The 13,638-nt window shown below is 67.6% G+C and carries 16 protein-coding genes; 3 read left to right on the top strand and 13 right to left on the bottom strand.

Going from position 1 to position 13,638, the window contains the following annotated elements; genetic code table 11:
• Positions 1–19 precede the first annotated feature (19 nt).
• Complete coding sequence (locus tag HNP52_RS19175; protein ID WP_184169385.1) at positions 20–781, bottom strand: sulfite exporter TauE/SafE family protein; 762 nt, start codon at positions 779–781, stop codon at positions 20–22.
• Positions 782–937: 156 nt separating this feature from the next.
• On the opposite strand from HNP52_RS19175, the gene epsC reads away from it, so the two are divergent.
• Entirely contained in the window at positions 938–1,627 is a 690-nt protein-coding gene (epsC, locus tag HNP52_RS19170; protein WP_184169383.1) for a serine O-acetyltransferase EpsC, read from the top strand.
• A complete protein-coding gene (locus tag HNP52_RS19165) occupies positions 1,628–1,966 on the top strand; it encodes a DUF2794 domain-containing protein (protein WP_184169381.1) in 339 nt (112 codons plus the stop codon).
• A 148-nt stretch (positions 1,967–2,114) separates the two neighbouring features.
• Here HNP52_RS19165 and HNP52_RS19160 read toward each other — a convergent pair whose 3' ends face one another.
• Positions 2,115–2,597 carry an Lrp/AsnC family transcriptional regulator gene (locus tag HNP52_RS19160; protein WP_184169379.1) on the bottom strand — a complete coding sequence of 161 codons (483 nt, stop codon included), beginning with the start codon at positions 2,595–2,597 and terminating at the stop codon, positions 2,115–2,117.
• Positions 2,598–2,707: 110 nt separating this feature from the next.
• On the opposite strand from HNP52_RS19160, the gene HNP52_RS19155 reads away from it, so the two are divergent.
• On the top strand, positions 2,708–3,598 hold the full coding sequence (locus HNP52_RS19155) for an EamA family transporter (protein WP_184169377.1): 891 nt from the start codon (positions 2,708–2,710) through the stop codon (positions 3,596–3,598).
• A 188-nt stretch (positions 3,599–3,786) separates the two neighbouring features.
• Here the strand turns inward: HNP52_RS19155 and HNP52_RS19150 are convergent, their stop codons facing one another.
• The 11 genes from HNP52_RS19150 to HNP52_RS19100 all read right to left on the bottom strand — a co-directional run bounded on the left by HNP52_RS19150 (position 3,787) and on the right by HNP52_RS19100 (position 13,612).
• A complete protein-coding gene (locus HNP52_RS19150; RefSeq protein ID WP_184169375.1) occupies positions 3,787–4,248 on the bottom strand; it encodes a nuclear transport factor 2 family protein in 462 nt (153 codons plus the stop codon).
• A gap of 57 nt (positions 4,249–4,305) precedes the next feature.
• A complete protein-coding gene (locus tag HNP52_RS19145; protein ID WP_184169373.1) occupies positions 4,306–5,415 on the bottom strand; it encodes a hypothetical protein in 1,110 nt (369 codons plus the stop codon).
• A 196-nt stretch (positions 5,416–5,611) separates the two neighbouring features.
• Positions 5,612–6,505: an SDR family NAD(P)-dependent oxidoreductase gene (locus HNP52_RS19140; RefSeq protein WP_184169371.1), complete on the bottom strand. Its 894-nt coding sequence runs from the start codon at positions 6,503–6,505 to the stop codon at positions 5,612–5,614.
• Between the two features lie 202 nt (positions 6,506–6,707).
• Positions 6,708–7,097, bottom strand: a complete 390-nt coding sequence (locus HNP52_RS19135; protein ID WP_184169369.1) for a Fe-S oxidoreductase — start codon at positions 7,095–7,097, stop codon at positions 6,708–6,710.
• Between the two features lie 112 nt (positions 7,098–7,209).
• Positions 7,210–7,503 (bottom strand): hypothetical protein, encoded by a 294-nt coding sequence (locus HNP52_RS19130; protein ID WP_184169367.1) that lies wholly within the window; start codon positions 7,501–7,503, stop codon positions 7,210–7,212.
• Positions 7,504–7,733: 230 nt separating this feature from the next.
• The gene (gene phoB / locus HNP52_RS19125) at positions 7,734–8,426 is read right to left on the bottom strand and encodes a phosphate regulon transcriptional regulator PhoB (RefSeq protein WP_184169365.1); all 693 of its coding nucleotides are present in this window, start codon (positions 8,424–8,426) and stop codon (positions 7,734–7,736) included.
• 16 nt (positions 8,427–8,442) lie between these two features.
• Entirely contained in the window at positions 8,443–9,144 is a 702-nt protein-coding gene (phoU, locus tag HNP52_RS19120; protein WP_184169363.1) for a phosphate signaling complex protein PhoU, read from the bottom strand.
• A gap of 11 nt (positions 9,145–9,155) precedes the next feature.
• On the bottom strand, positions 9,156–9,932 hold the full coding sequence (gene pstB, locus HNP52_RS19115; protein WP_184169361.1) for a phosphate ABC transporter ATP-binding protein PstB: 777 nt from the start codon (positions 9,930–9,932) through the stop codon (positions 9,156–9,158).
• On the bottom strand, positions 9,932–11,233 hold the full coding sequence (gene pstA, locus HNP52_RS19110; protein WP_260396270.1) for a phosphate ABC transporter permease PstA: 1,302 nt from the start codon (positions 11,231–11,233) through the stop codon (positions 9,932–9,934). Before pstA ends, pstB begins: the two co-directional genes overlap by 1 nt.
• Positions 11,226–12,602, bottom strand: a complete 1,377-nt coding sequence (gene pstC / locus HNP52_RS19105) for a phosphate ABC transporter permease subunit PstC (RefSeq protein WP_184169359.1) — start codon at positions 12,600–12,602, stop codon at positions 11,226–11,228. Before pstC ends, pstA begins: the two co-directional genes overlap by 8 nt.
• Positions 12,602–13,612: a PstS family phosphate ABC transporter substrate-binding protein gene (locus HNP52_RS19100; protein ID WP_269574536.1), complete on the bottom strand. Its 1,011-nt coding sequence runs from the start codon at positions 13,610–13,612 to the stop codon at positions 12,602–12,604. The genes pstC and HNP52_RS19100 overlap by 1 nt, the downstream gene beginning before the upstream one ends.
• Positions 13,613–13,638 lie beyond the last annotated feature (26 nt).

Genomic DNA, 13,638 nt, shown 5'->3' with positions numbered 1-13,638 from the left:
CCGGAGTGACGGAATGAGGTTACCGCCCCACCGCCAGGTACAGATTGTACAGGCTGGTCAGCGTCAGCACGATGCCGACCATCAGCATCAGCGTCTTGGGCTCCACCCGCTTGGCGAGCAGCGCGCCGAACGGTGCCGCGATCACGCCGCCGATCAGCAGGCCCACCGTCGCCAGGGTGAAGGCGCCCCAGCCGAGCTGGGTGATGAAGGTCGCCGAGATTGTCGTGGTGACGAAGAACTCGGCGGTGTTGACCGTGCCGATCGTGGTGCGCGGGCTCGCGCCCTGGACGAGCAGGTTGCTGGTCACCACCGGCCCCCAGCCGCCGCCGCCCGCCGCATCGAGGAAGCCGCCGGCAAGGCCGAGCGGCTCGACGATCTTGGGCGACTTCTCCTTGGGCGGATAGTGCCGGCTGCGCCACAGCAGGTAGAAGCCGATGCCGGTCAGATAGGCGAGGATGAACGGCTTGGCGGTGCCGGCGTCGATGTTCGACAGCACATAGGCGCCCAGGCCGCCGCCGATCACGCCGGGCACGGCGATGCGCAGGAACAGCTTCCAGTTCACATTCTTGTGCACCGCATGGCTGATGCCCGAAACAGCAGTGGTGAAGGTCTCCACCGTGTGCACGCCGGCGGAGGCTGCCGCGGGCGGCACCCCCAGGCTCAGCAACAGGGTGTTGGAGATCACGCCAAAGGCCATGCCCAGCGCGCCGTCCACCATCTGGGCGGCAAATCCTACCGCGATGAACGGCAGCAGGAGGCTCAGGTCGATTCCAAAGATCATTCGCACCTTGAAGGTTGGGCCGGGATGGAATGGATGACGGCACCGGAACGTTCCAACAAGATACATCGGCTTTAGTGCGGCCAAGCGCAGAATGGGCCATTCTGGAATTCCGCGGGTTTAGCTATTATGTGGACACCCGATAAAAGGGGACCGGCCATGTTTCAGCGCCTGTTGGCGTATCTGGATTCGATCAAGGCGCGCGATCCCGCGCCGCGATCGCGCGCGGAAATCCTGCTCTATCCGGGCGTGTGGGCGCTCGGCTATCATCGCATCGCGCACGCATTGTTCCGCAATCGCCTCTATTTCCTCGCCCGCGTGGTCAATCACTGGTCGCGTTTCGTGACCGCGATCGACATCCATCCGGGTGCGAAGATCGGCCGCAACTTCTTCATCGACCATGGCTTTGTCGTGATCGGCGAGACGGCGGAGATCGGCGACGACGTCACCATCTACCAGTGCGTGACGCTGGGCGGCACCAGCCCGGACAATGGCGTGGCCGGCAAGCGCCACCCGACCTTGCTCGACGGCGCGATCCTGGGTTCGGGTGCGCAGGTGCTCGGGCCGATCACCGTGGGCGAGCGCGCCCGGATCGGCGCCAATGCCGTGGTCACCAAGGACGTCGCGCCCGGCGCGGTGATGGTCGGCATCCCGGCCAAGCCGACTTTGGTCGAGGCGGAGAAGTGGCAGAAGGGCTTCGTGCCCTATGGCACGCCGTGCAGCGAGCTGTTCGATCCGCAGACCCAGAAGCTGGAGATCATGCGCTGCGAGCTCGAGGCGATGCGCAAGCGGCTCGACGCCGTGCTTGCGGAGCGCCGGACCGAAGGGGAGCAGCGCGACAGCGCGTAGATGGGAACCGTAACCCCGCTCCCCCTCGGACGCCCTGGCCAGGTCGGCTTCGAGCGCCCCGAGCTCACCCGCATCCTCGATCTCTATGGCCGCATGGTCGCCGCCGGCCATTGGCGCGACTATGCGATGTCGTTCGATCTCGACGCCGCGATCTTCGCTGCCTTCCGCCGCGCCGCCGAACGTCCCGAATTCCGCATCGAGAAGCGCCCGAGCCTGCGCAACCGCCAGGGTATGTGGGCGCTGGTCAACGAAAGCGGCATGATCCTCAAGCGCGGGCATGAACTGGGCCCGGTACTGGCGCCGGTGGAACGCCGGCTGATGAAGCTGGTGGAGGAATAGGGGCCTCCGGACCATCTACCCAGCCGCCGCATATCTACCTGTTCCCCGGCGCAAGCCGGGGCCCAGGGTCTCTCTTCTGTGTCGCTTGCGACCCTGGGCCCCGGCGTTCGCCGGGGAACATTGGAGGTGGCAAGGGAGGAGGCGTGCCCTACCGCCCCACTCCCACCGGCACCGGGCTCATCCCTCCAGTCTCGCGGATCACCACCAGGGTCTCGAACGTCCGCACCCGCTCGTCGGCGGAGAAGAGCCGGCGGACCAGATCGTCATAGCTCTCCATGTCGCGCGCGATGATCCGCACCGCGAAGTCATGGTCGCCGGTGACGTTCCAGGCTTCCATCACCTCGGGCTCGCGGCGGAAGATCTCGAACATCTCGCTCACCGTGTCGGCGGTTTCGCGTTCCAGCGTCACCAGCACGATCATCGACAGCGGCCAGCCGAGCGTCTTGGGATGCACCACCGCGATCTCGCGCTCGATCACCCCGGTCTCGCGCAGCCGCCGGATGCGCCGGTAGCAGGCTGGCGCGGACAGGCCGACCTTCTCGGCCAGCGCCGCCACCGGCTGCTGCACGTCGCGCTGGAGCAGCTCGAGCAGCTTGCGGTCGAACGAATCGAGCGGTTCAATCTTCGTCATTTCTCGAGCCTAACGCGATAAACTTTATCGCATAAGCGCCAAAATAAACCGCCCTTATCGCGGCAAATCCCTATCCTGAAGCCAACATCCCCGCATATCCGAGTGTCCTGATGTCCGCTTTCGCTGCCCCGCGGCCCGCTTCGCCGCGCATCGATCTTGTCGCGCTGTCCGCGTTGTTCGTGTCGCTGCTGTCGGTGACGATGGGCGCGACTTTCGCCAAGAAGCTGTTCCCGCTGGTCGGCCCCGAAGGCGCCACCGCACTGCGCCTGATCGTCGCGGCGGTGATCCTCTCGGCGATCTTTCGTCCCTGGCGGATCCGGCTCGACGCCGGCTGGCGCTCGCTGCTCGGCTACGGTCTCGTGCTCGGGGTGATGAACCTCAGCTTCTACAAGGCGCTGTCCTACATCCCGCTCGGCATCGCCATCGCCGTCGAGTTCACCGGCCCGCTCGCGGTCGCGGTGCTCACCTCGCGTCGTCGGATCGACTTCCTGTGGATCGGCCTCGCGGTGTTCGGCCTCGCGCTGCTGCTGCCGATCTGGAAGGGCGCCGCGCATCTCGACTGGCGCGGCGTTGCCCTGGCGCTCGTCGCCGGTGCCTGCTGGGCGGCGTACATCCTCACCGGCCGTCATGCCGGCGCCGCGCACGGCCCCGCCGCCGCGGCCGGAGGCATGCTGATCGCCGCCTGCCTCGCCGCGCCCGTTGGCATTCTCCACGCAGGACCCGCGCTGCTCCGGCCGGAGGTGCTGATGCTCGGCCTGCTCGTCGGCATAGTCTCCAGCGCGATCCCCTATGCGCTCGAGATGATCGCGCTGCCCCGGCTCCCCGCCAACACCTTCGGCACGCTGCTCAGCGCCGAGCCCGCGGTCGGCGCGCTGATGGGCCTGATGCTGCTCGGCGAAGTGCTCAGCGGCGTGCAGTGGCTGGCGGTGTGCCTGATCGTCTTCTCCTCGGTCGGCACCGCGATGAGTGCGCGTCCCGGCACCGCGATCGAGCAGCCCTAGAGCATTTTCTAGTCAGATGGAATCATCTGACGACTCGGAAAATGCGGAAAACCAAAAGCTTAGAGCGGTCGAGCCGACCAAGTCGGATCGAAATCCGCTCTAACGAAAAACCCCTCCCGCACCGGGGGGCACGGGAGGGGAGTGGTGTCGGAAGCAGGGCTGGGGACCGTGCTTCCTCCCAAGTAGGGTCAGGGCGTCGGCGGCTGCGGCGGGGCAGGTGGCGCCGGCGGACGGATCGGCGTGTAGTGCGCCGATGCGATCTTCCAGGTGCCGCCCGCGCGCACCGCCAGGAAGCTCGCCCGCATCGATACCGTGCGCGGCGGCTGGGCCGGCGCTCCGGGCAGGTCGAACGACAGCCGCACGATGATCGAGGCCGCGTCGCGATATTCGCGCACCAGCGGATCGCTCAGCCTGGTCACCGGCACCGGCCGCTTCTTGTCCGCGGCATAGAAGCCCAGGAATTCGTCATGCGTGTCGACATCGCCCAGCGGCGAGACCTCGGCATAATCCTGGGTCACCAGGTCGGCGATCTTCTCCTGGTCATAGGCGCGCTCGGCCTCGACGAACTTGCTGACCAGCTCGACCAGCGGCGCATCCGCCTGCGGGGCGGGAGTGGCGAGCAACAGGGCCAGCGTCAGACTGGGCATCATGCAATATCCTGATCGAGAGTATCGGCCCGGGGCGCGAACCCCGGGCCTCCAGGGAACTCAGGCAGTCACCAGCTGGGTCGGCGGCAACCTCTCCTCCAGCCCGCCGAGCAGGCCGACGACGATGCGGCGCACCGGCTGCCAGAAGGCCGAGAGCAGCAGCAGCGCCGAGCCGATCACGAGTGCAGTCAGGGCAGCCGCCAGCTCGACCGCGCCGGTCGCCTGGAACAGCGCGTACATCGCCCACAGCACATAGATCAGGCTGGAGACGAGCAGCGCGCGGCGGTCCACCGCCAGCGCGACGAAGGCGAAGGCGATGTAGAGGGCGATCACCACAGCCGCGACCGGGCCGGTAACCTCGCCGTCGAACACGCCGAGCATGTGGAACACCGGGTGCGCGATCAGCGGCGCCGCGGCGAGGTGGAGCCAGAAGGCCACATCCGAGCGGCGGGTGCGGCGCTCGCGGTCGGTCATGTCCCAGCGCATCGCGAAGAAGAACATCGCGACGCCGGCGACGAGCAGCATCTCGTTCACCCAGTCCTTCGCATTGGGTACCAGCGCGAGCACGATCGCCACGCCCATGCCGGCGATCACCAGCCCGCCGGCGGCGACCGTGATCGGCACCATGAAGCGCTTCCAGTGGATCCAGGTGGCAAGCGCGGTCAGCAGGCCGACGATCGCGGCGATGCCCGCGCCCAGCTGCTGGCGCTGCAGGTCGCTGGCGAGGTGCATCTGCTCCTCGATCCAGGGGATGTTCGCGGCGAAGATGCCCGACAGCGCCGCGCCCACACCGCCGACAAAGCCGAACAGCAGCAGGATCGACGGCAGCGCCATCCGGCGCTTGGCGGTGAAATATTCGGCGAGCATCCAGCTCGATGCGGCAACGGCAAGGCCCCCGCCGATCATGTTGCCGCCGATGATCCGCGGCTCCGGCCCCGGGCCGATCAACAACTCGCCGAAATAGGCGCCGATGCGCGCCGCGGCGACCAGGATCAGCGCGGCGGCGATCGCCACGAAGATGTCGTTGAACCCGGTGAGCAGCTTGAAATGCTCTTCGTCCACCGCGGGCGCCGACCGGCGCTCGGCGACATAGTTGCGCAGCGCATTGGCAGCGGCGGGCGAAAGCGCCCCCGCTTCCACGGCACTGGCCAGATCGCTTTCGCTGTACATGGCAGTCTCCTCCTGTGGGGGAGGATATACCGTATGTGTATTAGTGAGGCAATACGGTAAGGCGGGTGGCCCGTATCTCTATTCCGTCATCCCCGCGCAGGCGGGGATCCAGGGTTACTCTGCCCGGCCAGTTCTGCTTGGCTCTGGATCCCCGCCTGCGCGGGGATGACGAGGAAATGGCGGGGGAGGGTAGGACTCACCCCCTCTGCAGCTTCCCCAGGATCAGCATCGTCTGCTCGCTGCCCGACCCCGGCACGATCTCCCCCGTCCGGTCGGTGATCTGCGCCCATTGCGCCTGCACCGCCTCGGGCGTCAGCGCCTCGAGCTTCGCGCCCTGGGTCAGCGTCACATAGGCGGCCTGGACCACGCCGCCGCCGGCGCCGACGATCTGGTTGGTCGGCGCGTCCTCGCTCACCAGGAACAGCGCGGCCGGCGCGACATTCTCCGGCGCGAATGCCTTGAACGCTTCCTCGGGGAACAGGTCCTCGGTCATCCGCGTGCCCGCCACCGGGGCGATGGTGTTGACCTTGATCCCGTATTTCGCGCCCTCCAGGTAGAGCGTCTTGGTCAGCCCGGCGAGGCCGAGCTTGGCGGCGCCGTAATTCGCCTGGCCGAAATTGCCGAACAGCCCGGTCGAGCTCGCAGTCATCAGGATGCGGCCGTAGTTCGCCTCGCGCATCGTCTCCCACACCGCCTTGGTGCAGTTGGCCGAGCCGATCAGGTGGACGTCGACGACGAACTTGAAGTCCTCCGGCTCCATCTTGGCGAAGCTCTTGTCGCGCAGCACGCCGGCATTGTTGATCAGGATGTCGATCCGGCCCCATTTCGCCTTGGCCGCCTCGACCATCGCGACCATGTGGCCATAGTCGGTGACGCTGCCGCCGTTCGACATCGCCTCGCCGCCCAGCGCCTCGATCTCCTCGACCACCTTCAATGCCGCGTCCGAATGGCCGGTGCCGTCGCGCGATCCACCCAGGTCGTTCACGACCACCTTGGCCCCGCGCTTCGCCAGCTCGAGCGCATAGGCGCGGCCGAGACCGCCGCCCGCACCGGTGACGATGGCGACGCGGTCCTTGAAGTCGATGGTCATGCAGCTCTCTCCCGATTTTGGAAGTTACCTAGAACGGGATCGTGCGTGGAGGAAACCAAATCCTCCCCCGGAGGGGGAGGGGGACCGCCGCGAAGCGGTGGTGGAGGGGTAGCGCGCCTCAGGCAAAGTAGCCCGTGGAGAATACCCCTCCACCAGCCTGCGGCTGGTCCCCCTCCCCCTCCGGGGGAGGATTGAAATCAAATCACCGCGACTGGCGGCAGTGATCCTTGATGGTCTTCGAGCAGCGCGGATAGCTCTTCGGATCCGAGGGCGCCGGCGCCGCAGCCGTAGCCGCATCGGCTGCCGGGGGAGGCGGAGGAGCAGGGGGCGCAGGCGGAGCCGGAGTGGCCTCCGGAGCCGCGGGCGCGGCCGGAGCGGCAGGCGGCGGGTTGGTCGCCGGCGGCGGCGGCGCGGCCGGGTCGGCAGGGGCTGCGGGCGCGTCGGGGGGCGGCGGCGGCGCGTCGGCCGGCGGGGCGGGCGGAGCCGGCGGAGTCGGGGCCGGCGTCGTCTGCGGGGCGGTCTGCGGCATGTCCTGCGCGATGGCGGTGCCACCAAGCGCCAGGGCGGCCGAGGCCAAAAGCATGAACTTCATTGTGAGCATTCCTCTCTGTCACCCCACCCGCTTCCCTCCGGAAACGCATGTGCCGGGCGCGACGTTGCGCACCCGGCACATTCCATCCCGCAAAAAGGGGATTTGGCCGCGCTCAGCCGCCGCGCTGGCGGCAGCCGTCGAACTGGCCGCGCTTGCAGATCGGATAGCTTTCCTTCGGCGCCGGCGGCGGGAAGGCCTGGGTCGGCGTCTGGGTGCTCGGCACGAACACCACCTGGGTGCCCGGCGGCGGTGTGGTGCCGGTGCTGAACAGCGGCGCCGACGGGGCATAGCCGCCCAGCTTGCTCGCGTCGTTGTTGCTCGGGGATTCGGCCTTCTGCGCCGAGGTCTGGGCCTGCGCGGCGCCGGCGACCAGCGTCAGCGCGGCGGCCATGACAAGGAGCTTCATGGGGTGCGTCTCCTGAAACCGGGCGAGATCGTTACGCCCGGTTTCAGCAACGCGAGGGGGTGGGGATGGTTTCGTGAAAAGGGGTTCATGTGGGAGAGCTGCCCTCCCTTATACTCCGTCGTCATCCCCGCGCAGGCGGGGATCCAGAGCCAAGCAGGACATCGCTTTGTTACCCTGGATCCCCGCCTGCGCGGGGATGACGGAGTATTTTTGGGAAGGGCTATGTACCCTCAATTCCCCGCGTCGAGCGCATATCCCGCCGAGCGCACCGTCCGGATGATATCCGGCCGGTTGCCGTGGTTGATCGCCTTGCGCAGGCGCCGGATATGCACGTCCACCGTACGGCTCTCGATGTCGCTGTCGTGCCCCCATACCGCGTCGAGCAGCCGCTCGCGCGAGAACACCCAGCCCGGATGCTCGAGGAAATGCTTGAGCAGGCGGAACTCGGTCGGCCCCAGCTGCACCACTTCGCCACCGCGGCGGACCTTGTGGCCCACCGTGTCCATCTCGATGTCCGAATAGGTCAGCGCTTCGCCGGCCAGTGCCGGGCGCACGCGGCGCAGCACCGCGCCGACCCGGGCGACCAGCTCGCGCGGGGAGAAGGGCTTGGTGACGTAGTCGTCCGCCCCGGTCTCGAGCCCGCGCACGCGATCCTCTTCCTCGCCGCGCGCGGTGAGCATGATGATCGGCACGTTCGCCGTCTCGGGCATGCGGCGCAGGCGGCGGCACACTTCGATCCCGCTCAGCCCCTCGACCATCCAGTCGAGCAGCACGATGTCGGGCGTCGCTTCCTTGGCGAGGAGCAGGGCTTCCTCGCCGTCGGGCGTGTGCTTCACCTCATAATCTTCGCGCTTGAAATGATAGGCGACCAGTTCCGCAATCGCGGCGTCGTCCTCGACGAGAAGCATCTTCACTCGGGCCATATCTTCCCCAATCCGCTCAGTTCGTCCCGGCCGCGCCGGTCTCGCGCTCGGCCATGTATTCGCCTGTCGCCGCGAAATAGACCATCTCGGCCACATTGGTTGCGTGGTCGCCGATCCTCTCCAGGTTCTTCGCCACGAACAGCAGGTGCGCCACCTGGCTGATCGTCTTCGAATTCTCGACCATGAACGTCACCAGCGTCCGGAAGATCGAGTCGTAGAAATCGTCGAGCGCGTTGTCGCGCGCGCAGATCCGCACCGCGGCCTCGGCATCGCGCGCCGAAAAGGCGTCGAGCACATCGTGCACCATGTCCGCAGCCAGCTGGCCCATCGACGGCAGGATCGAGACCACTTCGATCCGCTCCTCGCCCTCGGCATGGATCAGCGGCACGCGCTTGGCGATGTTCTTGGCATAGTCGCCGATCCGCTCGATCACCGCAGCGATCTTCAAGGCGGCGATCACTTCGCGCAGATCGTCGGCCATCGGGGCGCGAAGGGCAATGACGCGGACGACGAGCTTTTCCAGCTCGGCCTCGATCGCGTCGATCTGCTTGTCCTTCTTGCGCACCTCGTCGGCCAGCTCGGCATCGCCGCGCGACAGCGCCAGCATCGCGTCCTCGATCGCCTGCTCGGCCAGCCCGCCCATCTGCGAGATCAGCGCGCGCAGCTGCCCGATGTCCTGATCGAACGCCTTGACGGTATGTTCCTGGCCGGTCGACATGTTCCTCGCTCCTAGCCGTACCGGCCGGTGATATAGTCCTTCGTCCGCTCCTGCCTGGGTGCGGTGAAGATATTGTCGGTATCCCCATATTCGACCAGCTGGCCGAGATGGAAGAAGGCGGTCTTCTGGCTGACGCGCGCCGCCTGCTGCATGTTGTGCGTCACGATCACGATGGCATAGCGGCCCTTGAGCTCGTGGATCAGCTCCTCGATCTTCGCGGTTGCGATCGGGTCGAGCGCCGAGCAGGGCTCGTCCATCAGGATCACTTCGGGGTCCACGGCAATGGCGCGGGCGATGCAGAGCCGCTGCTGCTGGCCGCCCGAAAGCGCGGTGCCGCTGTCGTTCAGCCGGTCCTTCACTTCGTCCCACAGGCCGGCGCGGCGCAGCGACTGCTCGACGATCCCGTCCAGCGCGCCCTTCGAAGCCGCCAGCCCGTGGATGCGCGGGCCATAGGCGACATTCTCGTAGATCGACTTGGGGAAGGGGTTGGGCTTCTGGAACACCATGCCCACCCGGGCGCGCAGCTGCACCACGTCCATGTCCGACGAATAGATGTCCTCGCCGTCCAGCGTGATCTCACCGGTCACCCGCGCGCTCGGGATGGTGTCGTTCATCCGGTTGAGCGTGCGCAGGAAGGTCGACTTGCCGCAGCCCGACGGGCCGATGAACGCCGTCACATGATCCATGTCGACATCGATCGAGACGTCGCGGATCGCCTGCTTGTCGCCATAGGACACGCTGACGCCGCGCGCGGACATCTTGTGCGGGGCAGGGTGGGCGTCGGTCATCACCAGCGGGTCTCGAATTTGTTGCGAAGATAGATGGCGAGCCCGTTCATGGCGAGCAGGAACACCAGCAGGACAAGGATGGCGGCGCTGGTCTTCTCGACGAACCCGCGGCTGACTTCGTCCGACCACAGGAAGATCTGGACCGGCAGCACGGTCGCCGGGTCGGTGAAGCCGCCCGGCGGGGTGACGATGAAGGCGCGCATGCCGATCAGCAGCAGCGGCGCGGTCTCGCCCAGCGCACGCGCCATGCCGATGATCGTGCCGGTCAGGATGCCGGGCATGGCGAGCGGCAGCACATGGTGGAACACCACCTGGATCCGGCTCGCCCCGATGCCGAGCGCGGCGTCGCGGATCGACGGTGGCACGCCCTTGATCGCGTTGCGGCTGGCGATGACGATGACGGGCATGATCATCAGCGCGAGCGTCACGCCGCCGACCAGCGCGGCCGAGCGCGGCAGCAGCGGCCCCACCCGCATCCCGAACAGGCTCCAGCTGCCCAGGAACACCGCTAGCCCGAGCAGGCCGAAGATGATCGAGGGCACCGCCGCCAGGTTGTTGATCGAAACCTCGATCAGGTCGGTCCAGCGGTTCTTCGGCGCATATTCCTCGAGATAGATCGCCGAGAGCACGCCGATCGGGAAGGCGATCAGGAAGGTCACCGCCATGGTCAGCAGCGATCCCTTGAACGCGCCCCAGATGCCCACGGCCACCGGATCGGTCGAATCCGATTCGCTGAAGAAGCCGGCGTTGAACCCGGTGTGCAGCTTGCCCGCGTCGTACAGCTTCTTCGCCAGCGGCGCCGCGGCGGCGTCATTGCCGCGCAATCCCTGCTCGACCTGGGTCGAGGCCGGCACCCACAGCAGCTTCTTCTGGTGAAGCAGCGACGGATCGGCCTTGAGCGCCTCGCGCACCTTGAGCCAGGCGGCGTCGGACAGCAGAGGCACGCTCTGCGCGCCATAGGCGGCGAGCGCGGCGTTGGAGACCTTGTCCTCCAGTTCCGCCCCGGCCAGCGCCAGATTGGCGCCCGGCGTCGAGAGCTGGGCGGGATCGATCTTCATCGCCATCGCCGGGAAGTCGAGCGGCAGCGCGATCTCGGTGCGGGTGAAGCCGCGCCAGCCATTGGTCACCATGGTGAACAGCAGGAAGGCGAGGAACGCGGCCGACAGGATCACCGCCAGCATCCCGAACAGCTTGAAGCGCCGCTCGCGCGCATAGCGCCGGCGGATGCGCTTCTGCATCGCCTCGGTCTTCCAGTCGGTGGGCGCGCGCGCCGGCGCGGCCTCGGGAGCGGGCTTATTCATAGGCCTCCCGGTATTTCTTCACGACGCGCAGCGCGACGATGTTGAGCAGCAGCGTGATGACAAAGAGCGTCAGGCCCAGCGCGAACGCCGCCAGCGTCTTCGGGCTGTCGAACTCGGCCTCGCCGGTCAGCAGGTCGACGATCTGCTTGGTCACCGTCGTTGCGCTCTCGAACGGGTTGAGCGTGATATTCGCCGCGCCGCTGGCGGCCATCACCACGATCATCGTCTCGCCGATCGCGCGGGATACGGCGAGCAGCACGCCGGCCACCACGCCCGGCAGCGCGGCGGGCAGCAGCACCCGCGAGATCGTCTCGCTATGCGTCGCGCCCATCGCCAGGCTGCCGTCGCGCATCGCGGTCGGCACCGCGGCGATCGAGTCATCGGCCATCGAGGAGACGAACGGGATGATCATCACCCCCATCACCAGACCCGCTGCCAGCGCGCTCTCGGACGAAGCGAAGGGCATGCCGAGATGCACCGCCAGGTCGCGCACCGCCGGCGCCACGGTCAGCGCGGCGAAGTATCCGTAGACCACGGTCGGCACGCCCGCGAGCATCTCCAGCGTCGGCTTCATCCAGGCGCGCACCCGCGGCGCGGCGTACTGGGTCAGGTAGATCGCGCTCATCAGCCCGAACGGGATGGCGACCAGCATCGCGATCACCGCGCCGATGAAGAAGGTCCCCCAGAACAAAGGCACCGCGCCCAGCGACTTGCCGGGGTTCGACGCCTCGATCACCTGCGGGCTCCAGTGCGTGCCGAACAGGAAGTCGGTGATCGGCACCTGCTCGAAGAAGCGTAGCGATTCCCACAGCAGCGACAGGAAGATGCCCAGCGTGGTCAGGATCGCGATCAGCGAAGCGACCAGCAGGAGCAGCATGACGATCCGCTCGACCTGGCTGCGCGCCTTCAGCTGCGCGCGGATCCGCGACCAGGCGAACAGCCCGCCGGCAAAGGCGAGCAGGATCGCCACCGCGCTCCCCATCCAGTTGTAGCGATTCTCCGCCGCCCGGGTCGCCGGGGCGAGCTCGGCGGCCAGCGGGTCGAACGCCTTGGCGTCGGGGTCCTCGGCCACGCGCTTGGCCTCGGCGAGCAGCGCGTCGCGCTCGAACTCGAACTGGGGCAGCTGCTTCGCCGCCGGATGCTCCAGCACCGCGTCGCGCACCAGGCTCGGCGAGAGCGAGGCCCAGACCGCGACGAACAGCAGGGCCGGCAGCACTGCCCAGGTCGCGACATACCAGCCATGCTGCGAGGGCAGCGAATGGAGCCGCTTGGCACCGCCGCGGTCGATCCGCTGGGCGCGGGCGCGGCCGGTCAGCCAGCCGATCAGACCAAGCCCGGCGATCAGGAAGAGGAGGGCGAGCGGGTTCATCAGTGCAGCCCCGCCGGATCGAGCGGCGTGCGCTGCTCGAGGATCGCCAGCGCGTGCGCGCGCACCGCGTCCGGCGCCGGGATCAGCCCGCGCCGCGAGAGCTTGCCGCCCGGCGCCCACATCGTGCCGTACAGCTTCAGGAAATCGGCCAGCCCGGGCACCGCGCGCAGATGCCGCTTCTTCACATAGAGGAACAGCGGCCGCGCGCCCGGATAGCTGCCATCGGCGATCGTCGCATAGCTCGGCGCCACGCCGTCGATCGGCACGCCGTGCAGCCGGTCGGCATTCTCCTCGAGATAGGAATAGCCGAACACGCCGATCGCATTGGGGTTCTGCGCCAGCCCCTGGACGATCAGGTTATCGTTCTCGCCCTTGTCGATATAGGGGCCGTCGTCGCGGATGCGCTTGCAGCGATTGTCGTACGGGCTGGTGTCCTTCGCCGTCTTCATCGCGTGGACGGCGGGATCGGCCTCGGCGCAGCCCGGCTCCATCACCAGCTCGACCAGCGCGTCGCGGGTGCCGCTGGTCGAGGGCGGGCCCATCACCTGGATCGGGATCGCGGGCAGCGACGGGTTGACGTCGCGCCAGGTCCGCGCCGGATTGCTGTCCTTGCCGAAGGGGTGGGCCGCCAGCGCCAGGTACACGTCCTTCTTGCTCAGCGTCAGCTTGGGGCCGTTGTTCGCCTCGGCCAGCGCCACCCCGTCGATGCCGATCTGCACCTCGATGATCTCGCCCACGCCGTTGCGCTGGCAATCGGCATATTCGGTCTTCTTGATCCGCCGCGAGGCATTGGCGATGTCCGGGAACTGCCAGCCCACGCCTTCGCAGAAGCGCTTCAGCCCGGCGCCCGTGCCGATCGATTCGACCACCGGGGCGCGATGCCCGCTGCCCTGGTTGACGAACGCCTCGGCCACCGCCGTGGTGAAGGGATAGACCGTCGACGAGCCGACCACGCGGATCTCCCGCGCGCTGTTGCCGTTGCAGGCAGTCAGCGTCAGCGCGGTCGCCACGAGTGCAAGCCTGCCGAAAATGTCTC

The organism is Sphingomonas kyeonggiensis (assembly GCF_014204495.1).
Lineage (GTDB): Bacteria > Pseudomonadota > Alphaproteobacteria > Sphingomonadales > Sphingomonadaceae > Sphingomonas > Sphingomonas kyeonggiensis_A.
Note: the sequence above shows the minus strand (reverse complement) of the source record. Positions and strands in the feature narration are given on the sequence as shown.

Excerpts from the sequence above, each read along its gene's own strand:
- HNP52_RS19175 (WP_184169385.1), bottom strand. The coding sequence starts at position 781 with ATGATCTTTGGAATCGACCTGAGCCTCCTGCTGCCGTTCATCGCGGTA.
- pstB (WP_184169361.1), bottom strand. The coding sequence starts at position 9,932 with ATGACCGACGCCCACCCTGCCCCGCACAAGATGTCCGCGCGCGGCGTC.
- HNP52_RS19160 (WP_184169379.1), bottom strand. The coding sequence starts at position 2,597 with ATGACGAAGATTGAACCGCTCGATTCGTTCGACCGCAAGCTGCTCGAG.
- phoU (WP_184169363.1), bottom strand. The coding sequence starts at position 9,144 with ATGTCGACCGGCCAGGAACATACCGTCAAGGCGTTCGATCAGGACATC.
- HNP52_RS19145 (WP_184169373.1), bottom strand. The coding sequence starts at position 5,415 with ATGTACAGCGAAAGCGATCTGGCCAGTGCCGTGGAAGCGGGGGCGCTT.
- HNP52_RS19155 (WP_184169377.1), top strand. The coding sequence starts at position 2,708 with ATGTCCGCTTTCGCTGCCCCGCGGCCCGCTTCGCCGCGCATCGATCTT.
- phoB (WP_184169365.1), bottom strand. The coding sequence starts at position 8,426 with ATGGCCCGAGTGAAGATGCTTCTCGTCGAGGACGACGCCGCGATTGCG.
- pstC (WP_184169359.1), bottom strand. The coding sequence starts at position 12,602 with ATGAACCCGCTCGCCCTCCTCTTCCTGATCGCCGGGCTTGGTCTGATC.
- pstA (WP_260396270.1), bottom strand. The coding sequence starts at position 11,233 with ATGAATAAGCCCGCTCCCGAGGCCGCGCCGGCGCGCGCGCCCACCGAC.
- epsC (WP_184169383.1), top strand. The coding sequence starts at position 938 with ATGTTTCAGCGCCTGTTGGCGTATCTGGATTCGATCAAGGCGCGCGAT.
- HNP52_RS19135 (WP_184169369.1), bottom strand. The coding sequence starts at position 7,097 with ATGAAGTTCATGCTTTTGGCCTCGGCCGCCCTGGCGCTTGGTGGCACC.
- HNP52_RS19140 (WP_184169371.1), bottom strand. The coding sequence starts at position 6,505 with ATGACCATCGACTTCAAGGACCGCGTCGCCATCGTCACCGGTGCGGGC.
- HNP52_RS19130 (WP_184169367.1), bottom strand. The coding sequence starts at position 7,503 with ATGAAGCTCCTTGTCATGGCCGCCGCGCTGACGCTGGTCGCCGGCGCC.
- HNP52_RS19150 (WP_184169375.1), bottom strand. The coding sequence starts at position 4,248 with ATGATGCCCAGTCTGACGCTGGCCCTGTTGCTCGCCACTCCCGCCCCG.
- HNP52_RS19165 (WP_184169381.1), top strand. The coding sequence starts at position 1,628 with ATGGGAACCGTAACCCCGCTCCCCCTCGGACGCCCTGGCCAGGTCGGC.